The organism is Mycolicibacter sp. MU0102 (assembly GCF_963378105.1).
In the GTDB taxonomy this organism is placed as follows: Bacteria; Actinomycetota; Actinomycetes; order Mycobacteriales; family Mycobacteriaceae; genus Mycobacterium; species Mycobacterium holstebronense.
Window position 1 is genome coordinate 1,331,454 of the sequence record NZ_OY726398.1, and the last position, 24,803, is coordinate 1,356,256.

The 24,803-nt window shown below is 67.6% G+C and carries 20 protein-coding genes; 13 read left to right on the plus strand and 7 right to left on the minus strand.

Annotated features, from left to right (window positions below; genetic code table 11):
• Positions 1-62 precede the first annotated feature (62 nt).
• The 3 genes from RCP37_RS06300 to RCP37_RS06310 form a co-directional block, all read right to left on the minus strand.
• Positions 63-518 (minus strand): nitroreductase family deazaflavin-dependent oxidoreductase, encoded by a 456-nt coding sequence (locus RCP37_RS06300; protein WP_308486087.1) that lies wholly within the window; start codon positions 516-518, stop codon positions 63-65.
• 4 nt (positions 519-522) lie between these two features.
• A complete protein-coding gene (locus RCP37_RS06305; RefSeq protein WP_308486088.1) occupies positions 523-960 on the minus strand; it encodes an HIT family protein in 438 nt (145 codons plus the stop codon).
• Between the two features lie 69 nt (positions 961-1,029).
• Complete coding sequence (locus RCP37_RS06310; protein ID WP_308486089.1) at positions 1,030-2,181, minus strand: MalY/PatB family protein; 1,152 nt, start codon at positions 2,179-2,181, stop codon at positions 1,030-1,032.
• A 32-nt stretch (positions 2,182-2,213) separates the two neighbouring features.
• On the opposite strand from RCP37_RS06310, the gene RCP37_RS06315 reads away from it, so the two are divergent.
• The 3 genes from RCP37_RS06315 (at position 2,214) to RCP37_RS06325 (ending at position 6,185) form a co-directional block, all read left to right on the plus strand.
• Positions 2,214-3,326, plus strand: coding sequence for an adenylate/guanylate cyclase domain-containing protein (locus RCP37_RS06315; protein ID WP_308486090.1), 1,113 nt, complete (start codon positions 2,214-2,216; stop codon positions 3,324-3,326).
• Positions 3,327-3,424: 98 nt separating this feature from the next.
• A complete protein-coding gene (locus RCP37_RS06320; protein WP_308486091.1) occupies positions 3,425-4,402 on the plus strand; it encodes an Acg family FMN-binding oxidoreductase in 978 nt (325 codons plus the stop codon).
• 418 nt (positions 4,403-4,820) lie between these two features.
• Positions 4,821-6,185 (plus strand): HNH endonuclease signature motif containing protein, encoded by a 1,365-nt coding sequence (locus tag RCP37_RS06325; protein ID WP_308486092.1) that lies wholly within the window; start codon positions 4,821-4,823, stop codon positions 6,183-6,185.
• Positions 6,186-6,190: 5 nt separating this feature from the next.
• Here RCP37_RS06325 and RCP37_RS06330 read toward each other — a convergent pair whose 3' ends face one another.
• A complete protein-coding gene (locus RCP37_RS06330; protein ID WP_308486093.1) occupies positions 6,191-8,092 on the minus strand; it encodes an ABC transporter ATP-binding protein in 1,902 nt (633 codons plus the stop codon).
• Positions 8,089-9,837 (minus strand): ABC transporter ATP-binding protein, encoded by a 1,749-nt coding sequence (locus RCP37_RS06335; RefSeq protein ID WP_308486094.1) that lies wholly within the window; start codon positions 9,835-9,837, stop codon positions 8,089-8,091. Before RCP37_RS06335 ends, RCP37_RS06330 begins: the two co-directional genes overlap by 4 nt.
• Positions 9,838-10,008: 171 nt before the next feature.
• On the opposite strand from RCP37_RS06335, the gene RCP37_RS06340 reads away from it, so the two are divergent.
• From RCP37_RS06340 to RCP37_RS06350, 3 genes are all read left to right on the plus strand, one after another.
• Complete coding sequence (locus tag RCP37_RS06340) at positions 10,009-10,509, plus strand: DUF3558 domain-containing protein (protein WP_308486966.1); 501 nt, start codon at positions 10,009-10,011, stop codon at positions 10,507-10,509.
• Positions 10,506-11,051 carry a DUF3558 domain-containing protein gene (locus tag RCP37_RS06345; RefSeq protein ID WP_308486095.1) on the plus strand — a complete coding sequence of 182 codons (546 nt, stop codon included), beginning with the start codon at positions 10,506-10,508 and terminating at the stop codon, positions 11,049-11,051. Before RCP37_RS06340 ends, RCP37_RS06345 begins: the two co-directional genes overlap by 4 nt.
• Positions 11,052-11,507: 456 nt before the next feature.
• Positions 11,508-12,014: a MarR family winged helix-turn-helix transcriptional regulator gene (locus RCP37_RS06350; protein ID WP_308486967.1), complete on the plus strand. Its 507-nt coding sequence runs from the start codon at positions 11,508-11,510 to the stop codon at positions 12,012-12,014.
• A 44-nt stretch (positions 12,015-12,058) separates the two neighbouring features.
• Here the strand turns inward: RCP37_RS06350 and RCP37_RS06355 are convergent, their stop codons facing one another.
• Complete coding sequence (locus RCP37_RS06355) at positions 12,059-12,562, minus strand: TetR family transcriptional regulator (protein WP_308486096.1); 504 nt, start codon at positions 12,560-12,562, stop codon at positions 12,059-12,061.
• Positions 12,563-12,698: 136 nt separating this feature from the next.
• On the opposite strand from RCP37_RS06355, the gene RCP37_RS06360 reads away from it, so the two are divergent.
• The 5 genes from RCP37_RS06360 to RCP37_RS06380 all read left to right on the plus strand — a co-directional run bounded on the left by RCP37_RS06360 (position 12,699) and on the right by RCP37_RS06380 (position 20,024).
• On the plus strand, positions 12,699-13,874 hold the full coding sequence (locus RCP37_RS06360; protein ID WP_308486097.1) for an acyl-CoA dehydrogenase family protein: 1,176 nt from the start codon (positions 12,699-12,701) through the stop codon (positions 13,872-13,874).
• 87 nt (positions 13,875-13,961) lie between these two features.
• Complete coding sequence (locus RCP37_RS06365; RefSeq protein ID WP_308486098.1) at positions 13,962-14,858, plus strand: Hsp20/alpha crystallin family protein; 897 nt, start codon at positions 13,962-13,964, stop codon at positions 14,856-14,858.
• Between the two features lie 3 nt (positions 14,859-14,861).
• Positions 14,862-15,512 (plus strand): RES family NAD+ phosphorylase, encoded by a 651-nt coding sequence (locus RCP37_RS06370; RefSeq protein ID WP_308486099.1) that lies wholly within the window; start codon positions 14,862-14,864, stop codon positions 15,510-15,512.
• Between the two features lie 539 nt (positions 15,513-16,051).
• Positions 16,052-17,203: an outer membrane porin GjpA gene (gene gjpA, locus RCP37_RS06375; RefSeq protein WP_308486100.1), complete on the plus strand. Its 1,152-nt coding sequence runs from the start codon at positions 16,052-16,054 to the stop codon at positions 17,201-17,203.
• Positions 17,204-17,276: 73 nt separating this feature from the next.
• Positions 17,277-20,024 carry a PGRS repeat-containing protein gene (locus RCP37_RS06380; RefSeq protein WP_308486101.1) on the plus strand — a complete coding sequence of 916 codons (2,748 nt, stop codon included), beginning with the start codon at positions 17,277-17,279 and terminating at the stop codon, positions 20,022-20,024.
• A gap of 294 nt (positions 20,025-20,318) precedes the next feature.
• Here RCP37_RS06380 and RCP37_RS06385 read toward each other — a convergent pair whose 3' ends face one another.
• Positions 20,319-20,819: a SixA phosphatase family protein gene (locus RCP37_RS06385; RefSeq protein ID WP_308486102.1), complete on the minus strand. Its 501-nt coding sequence runs from the start codon at positions 20,817-20,819 to the stop codon at positions 20,319-20,321.
• 217 nt (positions 20,820-21,036) lie between these two features.
• On the opposite strand from RCP37_RS06385, the gene RCP37_RS06390 reads away from it, so the two are divergent.
• Complete coding sequence (locus tag RCP37_RS06390) at positions 21,037-22,182, plus strand: metallophosphoesterase family protein (RefSeq protein WP_308486103.1); 1,146 nt, start codon at positions 21,037-21,039, stop codon at positions 22,180-22,182.
• Entirely contained in the window at positions 22,179-24,794 is a 2,616-nt protein-coding gene (locus tag RCP37_RS06395) for an AAA family ATPase (protein WP_308486104.1), read from the plus strand. The genes RCP37_RS06390 and RCP37_RS06395 overlap by 4 nt, the downstream gene beginning before the upstream one ends.
• The last annotated feature ends 9 nt before the right edge of the window (positions 24,795-24,803 follow it).

Consider the following 24,803-nt stretch of genomic DNA (forward strand, 5'->3'; position numbering starts at 1 on the left):
GTACTAGCTGAGTGATACCTGAGCAAAGGAGAACAGCGAACCACTCTCAGAAAGAGCGCTCGTTAAGTGGAGGGCACCGGAGTGAGCCTGACTACGGGAATCGGCCGGGAGGTGCGGTGCTGGTAGCCGTCGTAGCGATTGGCATTGTTGGCGTTGACGATTCGCCACAGCCGGGTGTAGTCGGGGTCGTCGGGCAGCACCGGCTGGGCGGTGGCCCGCAGACGCTTGGGACCGATGTTGATTTCCACATCCGGATTGGCTTTGAGGTTGTGGTACCAGCCCGGGGAGCGGGGCGCGCCGCCCATAGACGCGACGATCAGGTACGTGTCACCGTCGCGTGCGTAAGTCAGCGTCGAGGTGCGTGCCTGGCCTGTCTTGGCGCCCACGGTGTGCAGCAACAGGTTGGGCGGCAGACCCGGCACCTTGTGGCCGATCCGGCCGTCGGTCCATTGGTAGATCAGGTTGTGCAGGGTAAGCACTCGAACGCCCACCCGTTCAATCCAAGGGAGATGATCCATCGCTTCAGTCTGACTGCGCGGTGCCGCTGCTGGCCAGTGCGGTTCGCAGAAGCTTCCCGGTGGCCTCGCGGTCCGGGTCCCGCCGCACCAGCAGACCCTTGGCGAAGGACAGCCGGTCGCCGTCACGGCGCGGGACCACGTGCAGGTGGATGTGGAACACGCTCTGAAAGGCTGCCCGGCCGTCGTTGATCACCAGGTTGTTGCCGTCGGCGTGCAGACCGGAGGCGCGTGCGGCATGGGCGATCCGCTGCCCGACCGTCAGCATGCCGGCCAGCGTGGCCGCCGGGGTGTCGGTCAGGTCCACGAAGTGCTGTTTGGGGATCACCAGGGTGTGACCGCGGGTGAACGGCCGGATGTCGAGAAACGCCAGGTACTCGTCGTCTTCGAAAACCCGTACCGCCGGCGCGTCACCGGCGACGACGGCGCAGAACACACAGGACATGTCCGCCACGTTAGCGATCAACGCGATCGTAAGCGCGGCGGAGCCGGGCGCCGCGGGTCGCCTTAGCGATCAAGTCAGCGCGCCGGCCATCGCCTCGATCGCCCGGTCCAAGATGGCCCGGGTGGTCGCGAAGTTCAGCCGCGCGAAGCCCCGCCCGCCGCCGAACGGGATGCCCGGACTCAGCGCCACCCGCGCGTCGGCCAGCAGGATCTCGGCCGGTTCGGCGGGCAGCCCCAGCGCCCGGAAATCGAGCCAAGCCAAGTACGTGGCCTCGGGATGGCTGATTCGCAGGCCCGGCAGCGCTGCGGGCAGAACTCGGCTGAGGTGGTCTCGGTTGGCCCGCAGGTAGGTCAGCAGGGCGTCCAGCCACGGCCCGCCGCTGGTGTAGGCGGCCAGGTTGGCGCTGATTCCGACGGTGGCGGCGCCCATGGTGTGCAGCATGTTGATCCGGTCCCAGGCGACAGCGTCGCGCGGATTGGTCAGGATCACCTGGGCGCACATCAGCCCGGGCAGGTTCCAGCCTTTGGAGGCCGACATCAGCGTGATGACGGTGTCGGCGGCGGCGGGCGACACCGAGGCGGCCGCGACGTGGGGCCGGTCGTAGACCAGCGGGGCGTGGATCTCGTCGGCGATCACCCGGGCGCCGTGGCGCGCGGCGATGTCCACGATCGCACTGAGTTCTTCGGCGGTGAAGGCGGTGCCCAGCGGGTTGTTCGGGTTGCACAAGATCAGCGATCCGGCGCCGGCGGCGAACGCGGCGTCGAGGGCATCCAGGTCCATCAGGTAGCGACCCGAATCCTGCTGTGTCATCGGGATTTCGATACGTTGACGGCCGGTCACAGTCAGCAGGTCGAAGAACGGCATGTAGGCCGGCACCGGCAGCACCACCGGACTCTCCGGGCGGGTGAGGAACTCGATCACCACCTCCATGCCTTTGAGGACGTCGGGCACCACCCGCACCCATTCGGGCTGGATCGGCCAGCCGTAGCGGCGTTCGCACCACTGGGTGAGCGCCACCGGCAACGCATCGGAGCCCAGCGCCGGATAACCGAACTCCTCGTTGGCGACGCAGGCGCGCACCCCGTCGAGCACCGCGGGTGCGGTGGGGAAGTCCATCTCGGCGATCCACAGCGCCAGCACGTCGGGGGCGAAGTGATTCCACTTGATGGTGTTGCGGGCACGGAGTTGTTCGGGGGTCAGCGCATCAAAGACTTCAGCCACCCCGTCAGTCTGCCGCGAGATACGTTTGCGGTGTGGGGGACCCTGAGATCGAGGACTTGCTGGCCGGGCTGGAGGGTACTGCGCGTGCCGAGCGTGCCGAGCTGATCGAATGGCTGCTGGGACAGGGCATCACCGCCCAGGAGATCGCCGGGAACGTCTCGCCGATGCTGCTGGCGTCGCGACGGCTGGTCGGCGATGACGGCACCTACGTCTCGGCTCGCGAGATCAGTGAATCCACCGGGGTGGACCTCGAACAGTTGCAGCGTCTGCAGCGCGCGGTCGGGCTGCCCTGGATGGACGATCCGGATGCGCCGGCGCAGATGCGCGCCGACGCCAGCATCGCCATGCACGCGCGTCGCTTCATCGACGCCGGCATCGATGCCGAGCAGGCTCTGCAGACCGCCCGGCTGCTGGCCGATGGGCTGGCGCACACCGCAGACTTCATGCGCTTCACGGTGTTGTCCGCGATCGGCGAGCCGGGCGTCACCGAGCTGCAGATCGCCCAGCGGTCACGGGATCTGGTGGCCGGGCTGGCGCCGATGTTGGGCCCGTTCGTCCAGGACATGCTGATGATGCAGCTGCGTCATCAGCTCGATATCGACGCCGTCACCGCCAGCGAGCGCATGGCCGGCGCACCGCTGCCGGGAGCGCGCCAGATCACCGTCGCGTTCGCCGACCTGGTCGGCTTCACCCGGCTCGGGGAGATGGTGCCGCCCGAGGAGCTGGTTCAGCTCGCCGAGCGCCTGACCGTGCTGGGGCGCGAGATCGCCGTTCCGCCGGTGCGTTTCATCAAGACCATCGGCGACGCGGTGATGTTTGTCTGCCCGGAGCCGGCGCCACTGGTCGACGCGGTGCTGCGGCTGGTCGAGGCGGTCCAGGCCGACGACACCTTGCCTCGGCTTCGTGCCGGCATCGCTTCCGGGGAGGCGGTGAGCCGGGTCGGGGACTGGTTCGGCAGCCCGGTGAACACTGCGAGCCGGATAACCGGGGTCGCCCGACCGGGCACGGTGCTGGTCGCTGAGCCGGTGCAGGCGGCGTTAACCGAATCGTCGGCCTTCCAATGGTCGTTTGCCGGGGGACGTCACCTCAAGGGCATCAAGAGCGAGGTCAATCTGTTCCGCGTCCGCCACCGCTCCGACGACTGACGCGGGGTCCAACGCCGACCGACCGGTGACTAACGGCCCCTGTTGCACCTGGGAACCGGCTGGGAGCCTGAAGGTGACAGACCCGTTGGAGGTGGCTGATGCTGGACACGAGCGTCGATTACGAGGTTCTCACCGAAGCGGTGCGGCTGGCCTGCCGGGCGCCGTCGCTGCACAACAGCCAGCCATGGCGGTGGGTGGCCGACGGAGGCCGGCTGGACCTGTATCTGGATCCGACTCGCGCCGTGCACGGCGACCAGTCGGCGCGGGAAGCGTTGATCAGTTGCGGCGCCGTGCTGGATCACCTGCGCGTCGCAATGGCTGCGGCCGGCTGGACCGCGGAGATCGAGCGGTTCCCGGATGCCGCGCAGCCGGAGCACCTGGCCTCGATCGGATTCACGGCCGCAGACCGGGTCACCGATCTGGACCACTATCGTGCCGGTGCGATCCTGACGCGCCACACCGATCGGCTGCCGTTCATGGCGCCGAGCAACTGGGACCCCTTCGAGACGGTGCTGTATGACACGGTGACCGGCCCGGTGCGGCTGAGCGTGCTGGCCGACGAGCTGCGTTCCAAGCTTGCCGAGGCCTCCCAGCTCACCGAAGCGCTGCGTTTGTACGACTCGTCGTATCACGCTGAACTTGGTTGGTGGACAGCGCCGTTCGAGGTCTCAGACGGGATTCCGGAGAGTGCATTGGTCTCGGCCGCCGAAAGCGATCGGGTGGACATCGGGCGAACCTTCCCGGTCACCCACAACCGGGAGCGACGCATCGAGGTCGGCGACGATCATTCGAAGATCGTGCTGTTGTCGACCGCCAGCGACGAGCCGGGCGATGCCCTGGCCTGCGGCGAGGCGCTCTCGACGGTGCTGCTGGAATGCACGATGGCGGGCTTGGCGACCTGTCCGGTAACGCATCTGACCGAGGTGCCCGCAGGCCGGGCGCTGCTCGCCGGACTGGTCGGCGGCGATGGCCTGCCTCAGGTGCTGGTGCGCGTCGGTGGTGCTCCGGCACTGGAAAAGCCCCCGGTGCCGACACCGCGGCGGCCGCTCGCCGATGTGCTGCACCTGAAGCTCTAATTGGCGACCCCCGGGGGGCTTGGCGGCGCCCGGGGGATAGGAAAGTTGCCCGGCTTTGAGCGACTCACGCGGGTGCGTAATACGCGCCGCAACGCGTTGAGACTTATCGCTCAAAGCCGGGCAACTATTCATATGGTTCCGGTTTGCACCGCCACCGGAAAATTAGGGCAGGCCCGGACTGACATTGGGAGCGTCTACACTTCCAGCGCGGCTGGCTTTCACCCTCTTGTCCAGCTCTTCGGATTACGGTCATGTCCGAGCCTGCTTCGCAGTCGAATCTACGCTTGCGGCCACCCGTCGGCAATGGGGATTACGCCGGATTCTCCCTCCGGATTGTCACTGCATTCACATGTGTCACAGCAGTTTTGGCGGTGGATGAGTTCCGAGACCTGTCGGGGGTCGGAGTTACCATTAGCACATGCGTTCGAATGGCCGCGAAGAGGTTGCCGAAGTCTTCGACGCTCTGTCAGCTGACCTGGATCGGGCGCTGAATTTAGACTTCGATGCGCTGACCCCGCGGGAATGCCTGACCCTGTTGGGGCGCTGCGAACGGCTGCGGCGGCGGCTTCCGGCGGTGGAACATCCGATGGTCAATCGGCTCGCCGCCACTGACCCCGCCGAGATCGGCGGTAAACCCCGCTGGGTGCTCGCCGACGAACTGCACATCCCCCGGGGAGAGGCTGGGCGCCGCATTACCGAAGCCGCCGAGCTCGGTGCCCGTCGCACCCTGACCGGTGAACCGTTGGAGCCGGCGCTGCCCGCGGTGGCCGCCGGCCAACGCGCCGGGAGCATCGGCCCCGCCCACATCGCGGTGATCCGCTCGTTCTTCACGTACCTGCCCGGCCACATTGACCCCGGAACTCTGGCCCAGGCCGAACAGCACCTCACCGAATTGGGCGCCGGATGTCGTCCCGATGAACTCGCCAAACTTGCCCAACGCTTGGCCGATCACCTGCATCCCGACGGCAACTACTCCGACGACGATCGCGCCAAACGACGCGGGATCGTGCTCGGACCCCAAGACCGCGACGGCATGACCCCCATCAAGGGCTACCTGGACCCGCAGGCCCGCGCCACCTGGGATGCGGTGCTGGCCCGTTGGGCGGCCCCCGGAATGTGCAACCCCAACGACCCCATTCCCTGCACCGGGGGCTCCCCTTCTCAAACCGCGATCGACGCCGACACCCGCAGTGCCTCCCAACGCAACCACGACGCACTCACCGCGATGGGCCGGGCCCTGCTCGCCTCCGGAGAATTAGGCCAGCACAACGGATTACCGGCCACCATCATCGTCTCCACCACCCTGGCCGACCTGGAAGCCAGCACCGGAAAAGCCCACACCGGCGGCGGTAGCTGGCTCCCCATGCGCGACGTGATCGCTATGGCGTCGCATGCGCACCACTACCTGCGGATCTACCAGGGTGCCAAAGAACTTGCCCTGTTCCATACCAAGAGGTTGGCCTCACCTGCGCAGCGCATCGTGCTCTACGCCAAAGAACGCGGCTGCAGCCACCCCAACTGCCCGGTGTCCGGCTACCTGTGCGAAGTGCATCACGACGACGACTACGCCAAAACAGGTCGTACGGACATCACCGACCTCACCTTGCGCTGCGGCCCCCACCACCAACTCATCACCACCGGCGGCTGGAAAACCCGTAAGCGCCGCGACGGCACCACCCAAACCCTGCCCCCGCCCCACCTAGACCACGGCCAACCCCGAACCAACCACTACCACCATCCCGAGAGGCTGCTGCGGGAAAGTGAAGACGACGACGCGCCGTAGCCTGGTCAGCTGCCCTCGGCCATCGCCCAGTAGGCCCCGCGGCGGGCCAGCAGCTCGGCGTGGGTGCCCTGCTCGACGATCTGGCCGGCCTGCATCACCAGGATCAGGTCCGCGTCGCGGATCGTCGAAAGCCGGTGGGCGATAATGAAACTGGTGCGTCCCCGGCGCAGCTCTCGCATCGCTCGCTGGATCAGCAGTTCGGTGCGGGTGTCCACCGAACTGGTGGCCTCGTCGAGGATGAGCAGTTGCGGCTGGGCCAGGAATGCCCGGGCGATGGTGATCAGCTGCTTCTCGCCGGCGCTGATGGCCCCGCCGTCGTCGTTGACCCGGGTGCCGTAGCCGTCCGGCAAGGTCCGCACGAAAGGGTCGACATGCGCGGCGCGGGCCGCCTGGATGATTTCGTCCTCGGTGGCGCCGGGCCGGCCGTAGCCGATGTTCTCGGCGATCGTTCCGGTGAACAGCCAGGTGTCCTGCAGCACCATGCCGATCGAGGAACGTAGTGCGCAGCGGTCCACGTCCGTGATGTCCACGCCGTCGATCAGGATCTGTCCACGGTCCACGTCGTAGAACCGCATCAACAGGTTGACCAGGGTGGTCTTGCCGGCCCCGGTCGGGCCGACGATCGCCACCACGGCGCCCGCTGCCACGCTCAGCGACAGGTCCTCGATCACCGGCACGCCGGGCCGGTAGCCGAAGCTGACGTCGCGGAACTCCACCCGGCCGCGCGGTGCCGCGCCGCGCGGTTCGGAGTCGGGGCGCCACAGCGGCGTCGACGGGGCCGGGGGCTCTTCGGCCTCGTCGAGGAAGGCAAACACCCGCTCGGCGCTAGCGGCACCGGACTGCAGGGCATTGAACATCGAGGCCAGGTTGCCCAGCGGTTGGTTGAACTGGCGGACATAGGCGATAAATGCCTGGATGCTGCCCAGGGTGATCTGTCCGGTGGCTACCTGGATTCCGCCGATGACCGCGACCGCGACGTAGCCGAGGTTGGCGATCAGTCCGGTCGCCGGTGCGATCAGCCCGGAGAAGAATTGGGCGCCGAACCCGGCCCGGTACAACTCGTCGTTGCAGTCGTCGAACCGTCGCTGTGCCCAGTCGCGGTGGCCGAAGGTCCGCACCAGGGTGAAGCCGCTGTAGGTCTCCTCCAGATGGGCATTGAGCTGCCCGGTGGCTGCCCACTGAGCGGCGAACAGCCGTTGTGAGCGCCGGGTGATTGACCGTACCGCCAGCAATGTCAGCGGGACTCCGGCCACGGTGATCAGGGCCAGCAGCGGCGAGATGGACAGCATCATGGCCAGTACCACCAGCACGGTCAGTACCGAGGAGAACAGTTGACTGACCGTCATCGACACCGATGTCGCGGTGTTGTCGACGTCATTGGTGACTCGGCTCAAGAGTTCCCCGCGCCGTTGCGTGTCGAAGTAGCGCAAGGGAAGCCGGTGCAGCTTGTCCTCGACGTCGCGGCGCAGCGCCCGCATGGTGCGCTGCAGTATCACGTTGAGCAATCGTGCCTGCGTCCAGACCATCAGCGCCGCAACCAGATACAGAGCCATCGCCAGCATCAGAGTGCGTGCCACCGCGGCGAAGTCGATACCGACGCCCGGAATGACATCCATTCGCGACAGCATCTCGGCGTAGGTGCCCCGGCCGGCGGCGTTGGCTTCCTCGATCGCCTGCTGCTTGGTGATTCCCGTCGGCAGGCCGCGGCCGATGATGCCGTTGAACACCAGATCGGTGGCATGACCGAGGATTCGCGGTCCGGCCACACCGAGCGCGATACCGCCCAGCGACAGGCTGATGACTGCCGCGACCAATCGGCGCTGCGGGCCCATCCGGCGCGCCAGGCGTAGCGCGGTCGGCCAGAAGTTCGCGGCCCGTACCGTCGGAGTCGCCACGGGTGCGGTCACTGGCCACCGACCCCGGCAGCCACCGACTGGGATTCGGCGAACTCGGCGTAGGTGGGGCAGTCGGCCAGCAGCTCGCGGTGGGTTCCGGTGCCGACCACCCGGCCGTCGTCGAGGACGATCACCTGATCGGCCTGGGTGACGGTCGAGATCCGCTGCGCCACGATGATCACCGTCGCGTCGACGGCCACCTCGCGCAGGGCTGCGCGCACCTGGGCGTCGGTGCGGGTGTCCAGGGCCGAGAACGCGTCGTCGAACAGGTAGATCGAGGGTCGCCGGATCACCGCCCGGGCGATCGCGAGCCGTTGACGCTGCCCGCCGGATAGGTTGATCCCGCCCTGGGCCACCGGCATCGCCAGGCCGTCAGCGTGGGCCGCCACGAAGTCGTCGGCGGCGGCCACCCGCAGTGCCGCCCACATCTGCTCGTCGCTGACGGTTGCCCCCGCCGGGGCGCCGTAGCGCAGGTTGTCGGCGACGGTGCCGGAGAACAGGTAACCGCGCTGGGGTACCAGCCCGATGCCCGACCACAGCGCCTCGGGGTCGCGGTCGCGCACGTCCACGCCGTCGATGAGCACCGCGCCATCGGTCACGTCGCGCAACCGGCAGATCAGCGACACCAGGGTGGACTTGCCCGATCCGGTGGAGCCGACTACGGCGGTGGTGGTGCCGGGCAGCGCGGTCAAAGACACGTCGGAAAGCACCGATCGGTCGGCGCCGGGGTAGCTGAAGCCGACACCGTGCAGCCGGATCTCCCCGCTGCGCGAGGACGGTGACACCGGCTGGGTCGGGGGGCTTATGGTCGGCTCGGTGGACAGCACCGCGGTGATCCGTTCGGCGCAGACCGCGGCGCGCGGCACGATCGCCAGCACCATGGTGGCCATCAGCACGGCCATCAGGATCTGCATGAAGTAGGAGAGGAAGGCGATCAGCGACCCGACCTGCATCTGTCCGGCATCGATGCGCAACGCGCCGAACCAGATCAGCGCGACGCTGGAGGCGTTGATGATCAGCGTGGTGGTCGGCAGCATCAGCACCTGCAGGTTCCCGACCGTCAGCGAGGCGTCCGACAGCGCCGTGTTGGCCTGGGCGAACCGGTCTCGCTCGACAGGCTCGCGGGCGAAGGCGCGGATCACCCGGATGCCGGTGAGCTGGTCGCGCAGTACTCGGTTGATGTTGTCGATCAGCATCTGCATGCGCCGAAACAGCGGCAGCATCCGCGACACGATCAGGTAGTTGGCCAGCGCCAATACCGGCACGCTGACGGCCAGCAGCCAGGCCAGTCCCGCGTCTTGGTGCACCGCCATCAGTACCCCGCCGATGCTCATGATCGGCGCGGTGACCAGCGTGCTGGCGCCCAGCTGCACGATGAGCTGGATCTGGCGGACGTCGTTGGTGGTGCGGGTCAACAGGGTTGGCGCCCCGAACCGAGTGGTTTCGCGTTCGGAGAACCGGATCACCTGAGCGAACACCGCCCGGCGCAGATCCCGTCCGAAGCCTGTCCCGGTGCGAGCGCCGAAGTAGACAGCGGCGATGGCGCACAGCATCTGCAGGCCGGTGACGCCGAGCATCACCGCGCCCAGCCGGACGATGATCGCGGTGTCCCCGCGGACCACGCCGTCGTCGATGATCGTGGCGTTGACGGTCGGCAGGTACAGCGAAGCCAGCGTGCTGATCAGTTGCAGGCCCATCACCGCCGCGACCGGCCAGCGGTAGGGCCTGAGGTAGCAGCGCAGCAGCGCCAGAAGCATGGGGCTACTGTCGCATACCCGTGCGATCGCGGCGTTGCTGTGGCGATACGCGGCGACACAAACCGACTGGTCACCGCTGTGTCGTGGTTGACGGGCGGCGGTGCCGCTACAGTGCATCGTGTGCGGCTCAAACTGACGGTCCCGGCCCTGGCGGCCGCTGCTCTGATTCCGATGGTCGGCGGATGTTCTGACTCCGACTCGCCAGAGGCTCAGGGTGGCAGCCAGTCTGCGTCGCCGACGGCCGAGCAGAGCAATCACGGACCGTCATTCCCGCAGTGCGGTGGCATCAGTGACGAGACGATCGCCAACCTGACCAGGGTGGCGGGGGTGGTGGGCACCGCACAGAACTCGGTGGGCTGCCAGTGGCTGCTGCGCGGCGGGATCATGGGCCCGCACTTTTCCTTCTCCTGGTATCGCGGGAGCCCCATCGGTCGCGAGCGTAAGACCGAGGAGGTCTCGCGGACTTCGGTGGAAGACATCAACATCGACGGCCACAGCGGTTTCATCGCGATCGGCACCGCCCCGACGATGGGCGACAACCTGTGCGAGGTCGGCATTCAATTCAAAGATGACTTCATCGAGTGGTCGGTGAGCTTCGCTCAGAAGCCGTTCCCGGATCCGTGCGACGTCGCCAAAGAGCTGACTCGCCAGTCGATTGCGAACTCGAAGTGAGCCGCCGGGTTCTGGCCGGTGCGGTCGCGGTGTTGGCAGTGTTGACCAGCTTGACGGGTTGCTCCCGTGAGGTGGGCGGCACCGCCGTCAAGGCCGGCGCGGGCGACACCAAGCGCAACAACAACTCCGAGCGGCAGTACCCGAACCTGCTCAAGGAGTGCGAGGTGCTGACCACCGACATCTTGGCTAAGACGGTGGGAGCGGACCCGCTCGACATCCAGAGCACCTTCGTCGGCGCCATTTGCCGCTGGCAGGCGGCCAACCCGGCCGGGCTGATCGACATCACCCGGTTCTGGTTCGAGCAGGGCAGCCTGGACAACGAACGCAAGGTCGCCGAGTTCCTGAAATACCAGATCGAGCCCAAGACCATCGTGGGCGTGCCCTCGATCGTGATGCGTCCGGCCGACCCCAACGGCTCCTGCGGGGTCGCCAGCGACGCCGCCGGTGTGGTCGGCTGGTGGGTCAACCCGCAGGCACCCGGGATCGACGCGTGCGAGCAGGCGCTCAAATTGATGGAACTGACGCTCGCCACGAACTCCTGACGCTGCCTGTCGCTTCGGCGATTCTGGTGGTTTCGTCTTGAATCAAGTGGTTTAAAGTCACCGTTTTCTCTTGCGGGCCAGGGTATCTCGCTGAACTGCTGGTTCTAGTCCGTCGGCGCGTTGCTGGACGTTCTTGGTCTCCGAACGTATTCACACGACTAGCTGTGTATGGCGCATTTTCGGCCGGGACGAACTCCGTGTTTCTTATTGTCGCGCCGTCCAACCGGTTAGTTTCCGGTCGAACGAAACTGAGTAGTTTCCGTTTGAACGAATTAGTTCGTCGTGACGGTTTTCTAAGGAGGCTCGGAATATCTAGTTGACCTGGGCTGTTGTGCGGGTCTGGTCTTTGCCGAACGCCATTCTCGCCGGGACGAATCCGTGGCCAGATGCTTGAACTGACACGTGTTCTCCGTTTCTGCGGCGCATCCTTCGATAACATCGCGCGCCGTGGACGAGATGCATGAACTCCAGGCGATAGCCTGGCTCCCTGGGCTCGATGGAATCGAGCAGAACTGCTGGCAACAGTTTCTGGCCTGCTCGCTGAGTGTCGTTGACGCAGTGAATGTTTGCCTCAAGGCCGCACATGATCTCTCGATACGTGACGTCCTGCTTTTGGAGCTGTTGAGCAGGCCCAGGCGACGGGAACACCGGCTGTGTGTGCTGGCGGAGACGCTTGGTGTGACGCAGGGGCAGTTGTCCACCCAGATCCGCCGGTTGGAAGGCCACGGCTGGATCACCCGCAGCCCCAGCCCAGGGGACCCGCGCGGCATTCTGCCCCGGATAACCAGTGCGGGGCACACACGCCTGCACGCCGTGATGGAGACCTACGCGCAGGGCATTCGCGTGCACTACCTCAACCAGCTCAAGCACGAGCAAATGGTCAATCTAGTCGACAGCTGTCGGCGGATCAACGACTCGCTCAGCACGAATGGGCGCCGCAAGGGGCTGAAAGCCGCTCGCTGAGGCGGGGAGGGGCGCCGTGGGCGTCCCGCCGCGGACGGGGACGGCTATTGCGCCGCATGCCCTCCACCGGCCAACTCACGTAGCTCCGCTACCGCTTCATCCGCCGTCGGCGCGCTCTCGGGATCGATCAGTGACTGAATCATCATGCCCAGCACCACTGCCAGAGCGACCGAGCCGCCCATCTCGGCCCGCGCGCGTTGTTGGCCTTCGGCGAGACGTGCACGCAGTTCGTCGTTGCGTTGGGCTTGCACGATCGCTTCCAGATGCGATGTCCACAGTGCCTTGTCGGTGGTAAAGGACTCCAGCACCGCCTGCCATCGCTCCACTGCCGTGGCGTGCTGCCCGTCGGGGGACATGCGGGCGTCGAGCTCGTCGAGCTCTTCGAAGAGGGCCTGCACCAGAAGTCGCTCGCGGCTGCCGAAGTGGTAGCCGATGGCGGCATGGCTGACACCGGCCGCCGCGGCGATGTCGCGCACCGTCGTATTGGCCCAGCCCCGTTCGACGAGGCAGCGCTTGGCGCCCTCCAGCAGATCCTCACGGTTGCCCATGAAGGCAGGTTAGCCAGGTGAGAACCGTTGCACAAATGGATTGACCATATGGATTGACCATTTGGTCAAATCGGAGGTACGGTACTGAAACCAACGGAGCCCGCAGTGGGTTCCGCCAGATCAGGAGGTACCGGTAATGGCGCACGAAGTTGTCGAGCGGGTCGAGCAGATCGCCGCCCAGCTGGCCGGTACCGCCGACGACAGCGAACGGCTCGGCAAGCTCTCCGAGCAGTCAGTGGCGCTGATTCGCCAGGCCGGCGTGATGCGGATGCTGCAGCCGACCGACTTCGGCGGCTACGCGGCCCACCCGCGCGACTTCGCCGAGGCTGTCATGGCGGTGGCCAAGCACTGCGGCTCCACCGGCTGGGTGTGCGGCGTCGGGGGAGTGCACCCCTGGGAGATGGCGCTGATGGACCGCCGGCTGCAAGCCGAGATCTGGGCCGAGGACCCCGACACCTGGATCGCGTCCCCCTATGCCGCACAAGGTGTTGCGACCCCGGTCGAGGGCGGTTATCGGTTGAGTGGGCGGTGGAACTTCTCCTCGGGCACCGATCACTGCAGCTGGATCTTCCTGGGCGCGCGCGTCGGTGGAGGCGAGGGTGGGCCGCCGAAAGTGCTGCACGTCGTTTTGCCGCGCGGCGACTACACCATCGTCGAGGACTCCTGGGACGTCATCGGCCTGTCGGGCACCGGCAGCAAGGACATCATTGTCGAGGGCGCCTTCATCCCGGACTACCGCACCATCGACTTCGACCATGTCGCCTCCGGTGCCAGCGCCGCCGAGGCGGCCGGGCGCACCGAGACGGTCTACAAACTGCCTTTCTGGACGATGTTCCCGCTGGGGATCACCGCCGCGCTCATCGGGATCACCGAGGGCGCGCTGGCAGCGCATCTGGACTATCAGCGCGACCGGGTGGCCGCCACCGGCACCAAAATCAAAGACGACCCGTATGTGCTCTACGCGATCTCGGAGGCCGCCGCGGAGATCGCCGCCTCCCGTGTACAGCTTCTGGACGGCATCAGCAGAATGTACGACCTCGCCGACGCCGGTAAGGAGATCAGCTTTGAAGATCGCTCACTGGTGCGGCGCAACCAGATTCGCTGCGCCTGGCGGGCCGTTGCCGCCGCCGATGCGATCTTCGCCCGCTCCGGGGGCAACGCCGCACGCCGGAACAATCCGCTGCAACGGTTCTGGCGCGACGCCCACGTCGGGCTGGGGCACGCCATCCAGACCCCGGGCACTATCTATCACTCCAGCGCGCTGACGGTCATGGGCGTGGAACCGTCGCCGGCATTGCGGGCGATGATCTGAGCCTGCGACGACCCGATACTACGGTTACTACGCATAGCGAACATTACGTTGTAAGCGTAGTATCGGATCGAGGTTGGACCCGTCGACGTGAAGACCGCAGCGGCGGATGTTCCAGGCGCCGAGCAAGTGGAGGAGGCGGCGGTGGAGCCTATTTCCGGCACGGCCGACACCGGCGGCGGTGGGCTGCAAGGACACACTCGCCGAGAGTGGCGGATCGTGTTCGGCCCGCTGTCAAAGCGGGCGACGGGACCCGACGCCGAAACCGCTGAGGCCAAGATCTCTGAGGGAGGCGGCGAAGCCGTGTTGCGGCTCGAACTGCCGCCCGGGATCGATGCGCCGGAGGACGTGGCCGTCGAGCTCGAGGACGGCACCTTGGTGGTTCGGCTTGGGGGTCTGGCCGTCGAGCAGCCCGCTTCGGTGCGCGAAGTAGCCGAGGAATCCGCTGTGGTGGACGTGGAACAGGCGGCGCCGGTGCCGGTCGAACTCCTTACGCAGCTGGCCGCCGCCGTCGAGGCGCAGCGCGGCATCCTCCGCGAAATCGGGGCAGCGGCAGGGCTTTCGCAACGCGAGCGCGTGACGCTACCGACGGCCACCGGAACGCTGGAGTACACGCTGCCGTTCGAGCCGGAGGAGACCTACAGTCCGGGGGCGGTGAGCGCCATTTTGTCGCCAAGCGGCAAGTCGCATCGGTCGATCGCGCAGGACCGACGCCGCGCCCACGAACTGCTGGGCGTCAAGATCGGCAATCAATATCGATATCCCAAGTTCCAGATTGACCAGACGCGTCAGCAGATTCGCCCCATCGTCGCCTATGCGAACCGGCAGCTGGAATGCGACGAAGACCCGTGGGGAACGCTGGACTGGTGGTACAGCCCAGATCAGGGCCTTGATGATCGGCGTCCGATCGACATGGTCGAAAGCGGTGAACTGACTGAGGATCTGGTGGACCTCGCGATCCAACTCGGTCAACAGGGCATGGATTGAGCGATGCCGACCAATCGGTACAACGGACGCCCCGCTGACGTCGAGACCGTCCCCAAAGGCGCCGAGCTGTACCGGATCATGGCGGCCGATGCGTCATATGCGGCGAACTCGTTCAACATGAGCCCACGGCCGTTGGCCCATCCCAAGCAAGGCCGTTTCGAGCCTGCCGACCCCAGGCTCGGCGGATACATCTACGTCGCCGACACACTGGCCGGCGCGGTCGCCGAGGGTGTCTTGCGCAACCAGACGATCTCCAAAGAGGGTGTGGTGCGACGACCCTGGCTGGTCAACAAGAAGCTCGTCCGATTGCGTCTTGGCGGCGATGTCACGGTGGCATCGGTGTACGGCTCGGCTGCGACCAAACTCAACCTGGACACCGCGTTGCTGTGCGGCGGTGTCAGCCAGTATTCGCAGACCCGCGAGACCGGCACGAAGATCCTGCTCAAGACGAAGCCCGCGTTCGGCATGCGGTACCGCTGTCGCAACCATGACAACTTGACGTCGCTGATGCTCATCACACGAAAAGAGCCCGCGCCGTCGCTGACCCTCATCGACGAGGTGAACATCTTCTTCGATAAGCGGGGCAGAGATTTGATCCTTGATGTACTTCTCGCGGAGTTCCAGCTGCAGTACACGGGGTTGCTGCCCACCTGACTGTGGCGGAGGGACCCGCCGGGCTGCTTCGTTGCGATCCCAGCTAACTTCCAGCACCGCGAAGCGGGCGCGCGTCGGCGTGAAAGCTTCGCTGGGAGTTGCCGCTTGGCCGACGTGGGCCTCCAAACAGACCGCGAGTTTGCTTTCTCAGCAGCTACTTGGATCGTATGACGTTCCAGTAGATAGGCCCAGCTAGATGGGCATGCGTCCGGCGGGTGCAATAGGCGATAGCGCGGTGATTAGCCCCCGACGACCAGGGGAAATGGTTACCGGCGGGTAGCTTTGCTGGGTCGAAAATTGGCGCTAATTATTAGCCGCACAGGATTCTAATGGGGATCTAGCAGGGATTATATGTCCTAGATGTGATTGTCATCACTCTGATTTAGAGGCCAAAATCAGGAAATCGTTATTTTTCTCTGGACATCGCAAGTTAATGCGGAGTATTTTCGCCTTGTTCATGTCGGCAGTTGCCGGGCAGGGCGACCGTCGGGATGTGTCGGGCTTACGCAACACGCGGAGCACAACATAAGGAGACGGTCGTGCAGCAAACTCTTCGTCCCTACGTTACCGCCGGCATCGCGATGGTCGGGAGCGGCTTGATCGCGGTCACGCCGGTGGCCACCCCGGCGGCAGAACTCTCGGTCGTCCGGGATGTGGCGCTGATCGCCGACGGCGGCATCGTCGGCGGCCTGCTCGGGACGTGGCAGGACGTGTGGAACGAAACCTCGGACAACGTGTCCCGGCTTATGCAGAACTACTACCTGGCCCCGAACGTCAGCTTCCAGCAGTTCCTGGCCAACCAGGGCGACTTCTGGCAGCAGGTGTTCGACGACCCCACGAAGCTCAACAGTGTCATGGCGCAGATGCAGGACAACCTGGAGAAGGTGCTGACCGGCTACTCGCTGGGGGGTGCGTCCGACGAAACCATCGCGACCGTGCATAACCACATGCTCAGCGCGGGCGATGGTGCCAGCGACTTCCTCGGCCACATCGGGCTGGTCTCGCTGCTGCCGCAGTTCCTGCCGGCCGGTATCGACCCCGCGATGGTGACACCGATCGTCAACTTCCTGTCGTCACCGCTGAGCGGGATGCTGATGGGCATGATCGGCCCGGGCATCAGCCCGTGGGTGGCGCTGATCAACAGCATCGAAGCGAACGACAGTTTCACCGACACCCTGGCCAACATGTCCGGAGCGTTCCTCAACGGCGCGACATTGAACCTGGATTCATTGCTGCCACTGATCAACCACGCCGGATTCTTCCCGCCGGGGCTGAGCATGGAACACCTCGACATCGCGTTCGGCGGGTTGCTCACCCCGGGCACGGTGGCCGTCGGCCCCTATGAGGTGCTGGGCACCGGCGGGCAGGTCGTCGATTCGGTTCCCGCAGTGGGTGGCTCGATCTTCAACAGCATCGGCCTCGACCTGGGCGGCGTGCCCCTGCTCGGCAGTCTGAGCATCAACAGTCAGGCGATCGGGCCGATCGGGGCCTGGCTGGCCTGGGACCAGACCGTCGGTGCGCTGCTTGGCTCCGGCTGGGACGGCAAGGGGCCTGTCGTGGTCACTCCACCCGGAGCCGGGATCGACCTACCCAACGTTCCGGACGTCCCGGCCCCCGACATCAGCGACGTCGATCCTGGGGCGAGCCTGTCCACCGACTGGCTGGGCGACTTCTTCGGCCTCTTCAGCTGATTCGACTCCGTGACTCGACCCCAGATCCCAATTACTCGATAGCACTGCTTTCACATAGGAGAGGTGTTCGCACATGACTCAGCACAGCAGCAGCCGAAGTGGCCATCGCGGTAAGCGGGTGATCGGTGCCGGCAGCGCGGTGGGCGCGTTCCTGGCATTCGGGATGGCGCCGATGGTGAGTGCGCCGGCTGCCCAGGCCGATGACTTCGGGCTGGACAATCTGTTCGACCTGTTCTTTGACCCGTCGCCTGAGGCTGGCGGTTCGGATTGGTGGGCCAACGGACTGGACTGGCTCACCGGCTCCGAGGGTGTGTCGGCGTCGCTGGACCCCGGTGCTGCGGCCGGTGGGGCCTTCGACATGGCCAGCATCCTCGACCAGTGGTTCTACACCCCGCTGCACACCGGCCTGGAACTGTGGATCAACAGTGACTTCGGCTCGACGGTCAACGGCTGGATCAACGAACTGGCCGGGGTCTACCTGATCGGCGACGGCGCGGCCGGCACCGCGGAGAACCCCGATGGTGGTGCGGGTGGCCTGTGGTTCGGTGACGGTGGTGCCGGCTGGGACAGCGACACGGCAGGAGTCGGCGGCGGCAACGGCGGGAATGCCATCGGATGGATCGGCAACGGCGGCGCCGGCGGCGACGGGTTCGGCACTGCGGACGGTGGCGACGGTGGAGCCGGCGGCATCTTCATGGGCAACGGCGGCGCGGGTGGCGCCGGTGGCGAGGGTATCGGCGCCACGTCTTTTGGCACGGGTAGTGCGGGCGGCAATGGTGGTGACGGCGGCTTCTCGGCGGCCTGGTTCTTCGGTAACGGTGGCGTCGGCGGGGCCGGCGGCAACGGGGTTGACGGCGCTAACGGATCCTGGAGCGCGGCAACCAGTCCCGGTGCAGGCCAAGGCGGCGGCAGCGCCGGCTGGGGCGGTGCCGGCGGGCGCAGCGGCTACATGTTCGGCAGCGGCGGCGACGGTGGCCGCGGCGGAACCGCGGGCAATGGCGGTGACGGCGCTGCGGGCACGACTGAGAACCTCAACGGCGGCAACGGCGGCAACGGCGGCTACGCCGGTACCGGCGGCCTCGGCGGCGAGGCCGGGGCACGGGCGTCAGCCGGCGTCTACGGCTCTGCGTTCTACGGACACGCCGGCAACGCGGGCGCGTCCAGCATCTCCGGGAACGGCGGCGACGGCGGCGACGGCTACAAGGACGGCACCGGCACCTATCTCGGCGACGGCGGCAGGGGCGGTTCGGGCGGAGATGGGGCACCGTCGTCTGGTGGCAACCCGCGCCTGGGCGTGGACGGTGGTTCGGGCGGCGACGGCGGTAACGGCGGCGTCGGAATCAACGGCGGTGCCGGCGGTGACGGTGGCCGGGGCGGCGGCATCAGCAGCGACGCGGTCGCCAACGCCGGCAACGGCGGCAACGGCGGTGCTGGCGGTAACGGCGCAGCCGGCAATGGCGGCAACGGTGGGGCCGGCGGGGCCGGCGGCACGTCGACCGGTGCCGGCGCCAGCGGCAACGGCGGCAGCGGCGGCAATGGCGGGAACGGCACCGCCGACCAATCTCTCAAGACCACGGGCGGGACCGGCGGTGCCGGCGGCGGAAGCAACTTCGGTGGCGTCAGCGGCAACGGCGGCAACGGTGGATCGGGTTCGTACGCCGGCGGCAACGGTGGGGCCGGCGGCTCGTCGGTCGGCGCGGGTAACGGCGGTAACGGTGGCGCCGGCGGCAACGCCAGCGGCTGGAAGGACACCGCGGGTGAGCAGTTCACGGCAGGCACCGTCTTCGGCAAGGGCGGCAACGGCGGTGCCGGTGGCAGTGGCGGCAGCACCGGCGGCTATGGCCGAAGCGGTGGACTCGGCGGCGACGGCGGTGCCGGCGGTAATGGACCCACCACGGGCGGGATGATCGGCCAGGGCGGTAACGGCGGTGACGGCGGCACCGGCGGCAGCGGCGCCACAGGCCTCAACGGCAGCCTCGGCGGCGACGGCGGCGCCGGCGGCAATGGCAGCGCGATCGGCGGTAACGGCGGCAACGGCGGTGGGGGCGGCGGCGCCTTAACCGGTTTGGGGGCCAACGTCACCGGGACTGGCGGCAACGGTGGCAACGGCGGGGCCGGTGGCACCAGCGGCGGCGTGGCAATGCCCACCAACACGTCCGGCCTGACGAGCCACGCCGGCAACGGCGGCAATGGCGGTTCCGGAGGTATGAGCCAGTTCAATGCGGCCGGTAACGCCGGCAACGGCGGTGCCGGCGGCAACGCGTCCGGCAACGTCGATGCGGGCAACGGCGGCAACGGCGGTACCGGCGGCATGAGCGGCACCGGGGCCATCGGCAGCAGCTTCCCGAGCGAGGCCGGCGGCAACGGCGCGACCGGTTACGTCGGCGGCAACGGTGGTGACGGTGGTGCCGGCGGTACGGCGGCGGCCGGGCACGGTGGTGCCGGCGGTAGCGGCGGTGTCGGAGGTACGGGTGGCACCGGCGGGGCCGGCGGGAACGGCCGAGTCGATGCCAGCGGCAACGGCCTCGACGGCGGCAACGGTGGCAAGGGTGGCACTGGTGGCGTCGGCGGCAAGGGCGGCGTCGGTGGCGACAGCGCCACTGGCACCGACGGGACCGGCGGCAACGGGGGCACCGGTGGGGCCGGCGGGACCGGCGGCAACGCCGGCAACGCCGGTGTTCCCACCGGTAGCGGCACAGCTGGTCAGCCCGGCGACCCCGGGACTGGCGGAACAGGGGGAGCCGGCGGCGGTGCGGGGAGCCCGGGCGGCACGCCAGGTGGCACCGGAGCTACCGGCGCCGACGGTCAGCCGGGCATTTGAACCGAGGGGTCAGTCGCGGTCGTCGAGTCCATCACGGACTCGGCGACCGCGGTCGGTCATGCGGCGCAAGGCAATACGACCTGCCCCGTGGTCACGGCGTGTTCCACAGCTTGTCGGCCTTTGGTGGTTATGGTCAGCAGCACTCTCGTGGTTGCCAAATAACTCTTCCACGAGTTGTATTCGTCAGCATCGAGTTCGCAGTCACCGCATCGGAACTGGCTCATCGCTCGGTCGCCAGCAGGCGATGTTAGACCGACATCGGTTTCCAATCAGCCGATTTCGAGAATCGACGGCCTACCGCGGCACGCAGAAGTCCACCAGCGCGGCCGATCCAAGCTGTACATCCGCCCAGCCGCAGGGGACATGGAGGACGGCGATTCCCGACGTCGGGTACTTCTCCGAGATCTGTTGAGCTATGGCTGCATCGGTGCCGTGGCCGGCCAGCCCCAGTGCGACGCTCGACATCGCCGGCTCGTGGCCTATCACCAGCAGCGTGTCGACGTCGGCGGCCACGGTGTTGATCGTGTCGATCACGTTTCCGGGCATCGCGTCGTAGAGGTCGTCGACGTAGCGCACCGGCGCGGTGAGCGCGGTTTGCGCGTAGGTCTGCCGGGTGCGGGTGGCGGTCGAGCACAGCACCGCATCGATGGCCGGCGCGTGGGCGCGCAGCCAGTCCCCGGCCAGCCCCGCCTCCCGGATTCCGCGCGGCGCCAACGGACGCTCGTGGTCGGCCGCCCCGGGCGGATAGTCCGACTTGGCGTGCCGCAGCAGAATCAGGGTGCGATAGGTGCTCACCCGCTCCAGAGTAGGGGCGTCCGACATCGTCCGCGCTATCCGATTCGGAACCGTCTCCTCGTGCTTCCAACGGTGCTGAAGTGTCGAATGTGACGCACGAGAACGACTCGCGGTTCGGGCTTGGGGACCTGCCGATCGAGGTCCGCGGGCTTGTCGGTGACCGGCCATACACTCGCGATGCCCGGCCGCCGGCCCGGCGGAAAGGGACAGGACCGACATGCGATTCGTGCACACCGCCGATTGGCAGCTCGGCATGACCCGGCACTTCCTGGCCGGCGATGCCCAGCCGCGTTACTCGGCGGCCCGACGCGACGCGGTGGCCGGGCTGGGGGCACTGGCGACGGAGGCGGGCGCGGAGTTCGTGGTCGTCGCCGGGGATGTGTTCGAAGACAACCAGCTCGCCCCCGAGGTCATCAGTCAGTCCCTGGAGGCCATGCGCACCATCGGGATCCCGGTCTACCTGCTCCCCGGAAACCACGATCCGCTCGACGCGGCGTCGGTGTACACCAGCGCGTTGTTCACCGCCGAGTGCCCCGACAATGTGGTCGTGCTCGACACCGCCGGTGTGCACCAGGTGCGCCCCGGCCTGGAGATCGTTGCTGCGCCGTGGCGCTCCAAGCGTCCCACCACCGACCTGACGGCCGCCGCACTCGACGGGCTGCCGGCCGACGGCACCATCCGGGTCCTGGTTGCCCACGGCGGCGTCGACGTACTCGACCCCGACCCCGGCAACCCGGCGCTGATTCGGCTGGCCGGCCTGCAGGACGCCCTGTGCCGCGGCGCGATCCACTACGTCGCCCTGGGAGACAAGCACTCTCGCACCAAGGTCGGGGGCACGGGCCGCATCTGGTATTCCGGTTCGCCGGAAGTCACCAACTTCGACGATATCGAGTCCGATCCCGGCCACGTGCTGGTGGTCGACATCGACGAGGCCGACGGTGCCGTGAGGGTGGACTCCCGCCACATCGGCCGATGGCGTTTCCTGACCCTGCACCGCCAGCTCGATACCGGCCGCGACGTCACCGATCTGGACATCAACCTCGACCAGCTGCCGGATAAGGAACGCACGGTGGTGCAGCTGGCCCTGACGGGGTCGCTCAGCGTCACCGACCGGGCCGCCCTCGACGTCTGCCTGGACCGGTATTCGAGGCTATTCGCATGGGTGGGCACCTGGAAGCGTCATACCCACCTGGTGGTGGTCCCCGCCGACGGTGAATTCTCCGACCTTGGAATCGGCGGTTTCGCCGCCGACGCGGTCGAGGAGTTGGTCGCCGCCGCGCGCGGTGGCGACACCGGTGCCGCCGATGACGCCCACGCCGCGTTGGCGCTGCTGCTGCGCCTGGTCGATCGGGGAGTGGCATGAGACTGCACCGGCTGGTTCTGACCAACTACCGCGGTGTGGCGCACCGAGAGATCGACTTTCCCGACCACGGCGTGGTGGTGGTGTCCGGCGCCAACGAGATCGGCAAGTCCTCTATGATCGAGGCGCTGGACCTATTGCTGGAGTCCAAGGACCGCTCCGCCAAGAAGGACGTCAAACAGGTCAAGCCCACCTACGCTGACGTCGGCGCTGAGGTCACCGCGGAAATCAGCACCGGCCCTTACCGTTTCGTTTATCACAAGCGCTTCCACAAGGCGCCCCGGACGCAACTGACGATCCTGGAGCCCCGCCGCGAGCAGCTCACCGGCGATGAGGCACACGACCGGGTCCGCGCCATGCTGGAGCAGACCATGGACACCGGCCTCTGGCAGGCCCAGCGGGTGCTGCAGGCATCGTCGACGGCGGCGGTCGACTTGTCCGGCTGCGATGCGCTCTCGCGGGCGTTGGACGTCGCCGCCGGCGACACCGCAACCCTCAGCGGAACCGAGCCCGTTCTCATCGAGCGAATCGATGCCGAGTACGCGCGCTACTTCACCGGGACGGGGCGTCCCACCGGCGAGTGGTCCAGCGCCATTGCCGCGCTCGCCGACGCCGACGCCGAGGTAACGCGGTGCGCCGAGCTGCTCGCCGAAGTCGACGATCGAGTGCACCGGCACGCCGAGCTGTCCGAACAGTTGGCAGGGTTGACCGACGAGCAGGCCGCCGCGGACGCCCGGCACAGCGCGGCGCAGGCCGCCGGCGCCGCGATCGCCGAGTTACGTGGCCAGCTTCGCGATGCACAGTTGGTGGCCACCGCGGCCAAAGCCACCGGTGCCGCGACCGATAGCGCCCACGCCGAGCGGCACCGCCAGCGCGGCGAACTCGAATCCCGGGCGGCCGTGATCAGCCTGCTGGACACCGAGATCGACGCCGCGGCCCAGGTGCAGGGCGCCGTCGACACCGAAGCCACCGCGGCCGACGTCGCCGCGGCCGCCGCCGCACAAGCCGTGGTCGCCGCCACCGAGCGCGCCGCATCGGCCCGCCGCGTGGTCGATCAACTCGCCGCACGCGACGAGGCAGACCGGCTCGCTGACCGGCTCGCCCGGCTTGACGCCACCGAAGGCCAGCTCGCCGAGGTGACGGCCGAGCTGACGCAGATCGTCGTGACCGAGCCGATCCTGCGCCGTATCGAAGAAGCGTCGGCGGCCTGCGACCGGAGCGAGGCGTCGCTGGCCGCGATCTCGGCGACACTGGAACTCACCGCGGTCGCCGACATCGATCTGGTGATCGCCGGCGAACCCGCGGCACTGCCTGGCGGCCAGAGCTGGTCGGCCACCGTCGCCGACGGCCTCGAGGTCGACGTGCCCGGCCTGCTGCGAGTGCTTGTGCGCCCGGGCGACAGCGCACGCGAGGCCAGCGTCAAACATGTTGCGGCGCAGGCCGAACTCGCCGCTGCCCTCGCGGCGGCCGGCGTGCCTGATCTGACGCAGGCGCGCCACGCCGACCAGCGGCGCCGGGAACTGCAGGGCAGTCGCGACCAGTTGGCCGCCGCGCTGGCAGCGTTACGCGGTGACGAGGAGATCGAGGCGCTGCGGGCGCGGCTGACGCGCCTGCGTGGCGAGCATGGCGAGATCCCCGCCGGGATCACACCGGAGCAGGCCCGTGCCGATCGTGACCAGGCTGAGGCACTGCGGGCACAGGCCGCCACCGACGGCGAAGCCCTGCGCCGTGCAGCTGCGGAGACTGCCGCCCGTCGCACCGAAGCTGCCACGCGGCTGACGTTGCTGCGCGAGAAGGTTGCGGCGCAGCGCGGTGAGTTGGAGGCGGTCAGCCAGCGTCTCGCCGCACAGCGGACGACGGTCAGCGACGACGAGCTGGCGGCCGCCGCCGAGTCCAACTCGCAGGCATTGCGCACCGCCGAGCAGCGGGTGGCCCAGCTGACCGAACAGCTGGGCGCTGCCGCCCCCGAGGCGATCGACGCGGAGCTCGCCGCAGCGCAGGCTGCGGCGCAGGACTTGCGGGCCCGGCACGCCGAGACCTCGCGCGCGCTGCATGAGGTAGAGGTGGAGCTCGCCGTGTTCGGCACCCAGGGGCGGCGGGGTCAGCTCGACGCGGCACAGATCGCGCGGGAACACGCTGCGGCCGAACACGGTCGGATCGGACGCCGGGCACGCGCGGCGGCGTTGCTGCGGTCGACGATGACCCGCCATCGCGACGACACCCGCCGGCGCTACGTCGAGCCGTTCCGTGCCGAGATCCAGCGGCTGGGCGCTCACGTGTTCGGCGCCGACTTCGAAGTGGACGTCGACACCGACCTGAAGATCTGCGCCCGCACACTCGGTGGTCGCACCGTGCCCTACGAGTCGCTGTCGGGTGGCGCCAAGGAACAGCTGGGCATCCTGACCCGGCTGGCGGGGGCGGCGCTGGTGGCTAAGGAGGACAGTGTTCCGGTGGTGATCGACGACGCGCTCGGCTTCACCGACCCGGACCGGCTGGCGAAGATGGGCTCGGTGTTCGACGCGGTCGGCTCGCAAGGCCAAGTGATCGTGTTGACCTGCGACCCGGATCGCTATCGCAGCGTCATCGATGCCCACCGCATCGACCTGACCGCCTGATCCCCTGAG

What these genes read in the sequence shown, in the direction of transcription:
- RCP37_RS06340 (WP_308486966.1), top strand. Translation starts at nt 10,009, where the DNA reads ATGGTCGGCGGATGTTCTGACTCCGACTCGCCAGAGGCTCAGGGTGGC.
- RCP37_RS06305 (WP_308486088.1), bottom strand. Translation starts at nt 960, where the DNA reads ATGTCCTGTGTGTTCTGCGCCGTCGTCGCCGGTGACGCGCCGGCGGTA.
- RCP37_RS06370 (WP_308486099.1), top strand. Translation starts at nt 14,862, where the DNA reads ATGCCGACCAATCGGTACAACGGACGCCCCGCTGACGTCGAGACCGTC.
- RCP37_RS06300 (WP_308486087.1), bottom strand. Translation starts at nt 518, where the DNA reads ATGGATCATCTCCCTTGGATTGAACGGGTGGGCGTTCGAGTGCTTACC.
- RCP37_RS06325 (WP_308486092.1), top strand. Translation starts at nt 4,821, where the DNA reads ATGCGTTCGAATGGCCGCGAAGAGGTTGCCGAAGTCTTCGACGCTCTG.
- RCP37_RS06350 (WP_308486967.1), top strand. Translation starts at nt 11,508, where the DNA reads ATGCATGAACTCCAGGCGATAGCCTGGCTCCCTGGGCTCGATGGAATC.
- RCP37_RS06380 (WP_308486101.1), top strand. Translation starts at nt 17,277, where the DNA reads ATGACTCAGCACAGCAGCAGCCGAAGTGGCCATCGCGGTAAGCGGGTG.
- RCP37_RS06395 (WP_308486104.1), top strand. Translation starts at nt 22,179, where the DNA reads ATGAGACTGCACCGGCTGGTTCTGACCAACTACCGCGGTGTGGCGCAC.
- RCP37_RS06390 (WP_308486103.1), top strand. Translation starts at nt 21,037, where the DNA reads ATGCGATTCGTGCACACCGCCGATTGGCAGCTCGGCATGACCCGGCAC.
- RCP37_RS06320 (WP_308486091.1), top strand. Translation starts at nt 3,425, where the DNA reads ATGCTGGACACGAGCGTCGATTACGAGGTTCTCACCGAAGCGGTGCGG.
- RCP37_RS06355 (WP_308486096.1), bottom strand. Translation starts at nt 12,562, where the DNA reads ATGGGCAACCGTGAGGATCTGCTGGAGGGCGCCAAGCGCTGCCTCGTC.
- RCP37_RS06360 (WP_308486097.1), top strand. Translation starts at nt 12,699, where the DNA reads ATGGCGCACGAAGTTGTCGAGCGGGTCGAGCAGATCGCCGCCCAGCTG.
- RCP37_RS06335 (WP_308486094.1), bottom strand. Translation starts at nt 9,837, where the DNA reads ATGCTTCTGGCGCTGCTGCGCTGCTACCTCAGGCCCTACCGCTGGCCG.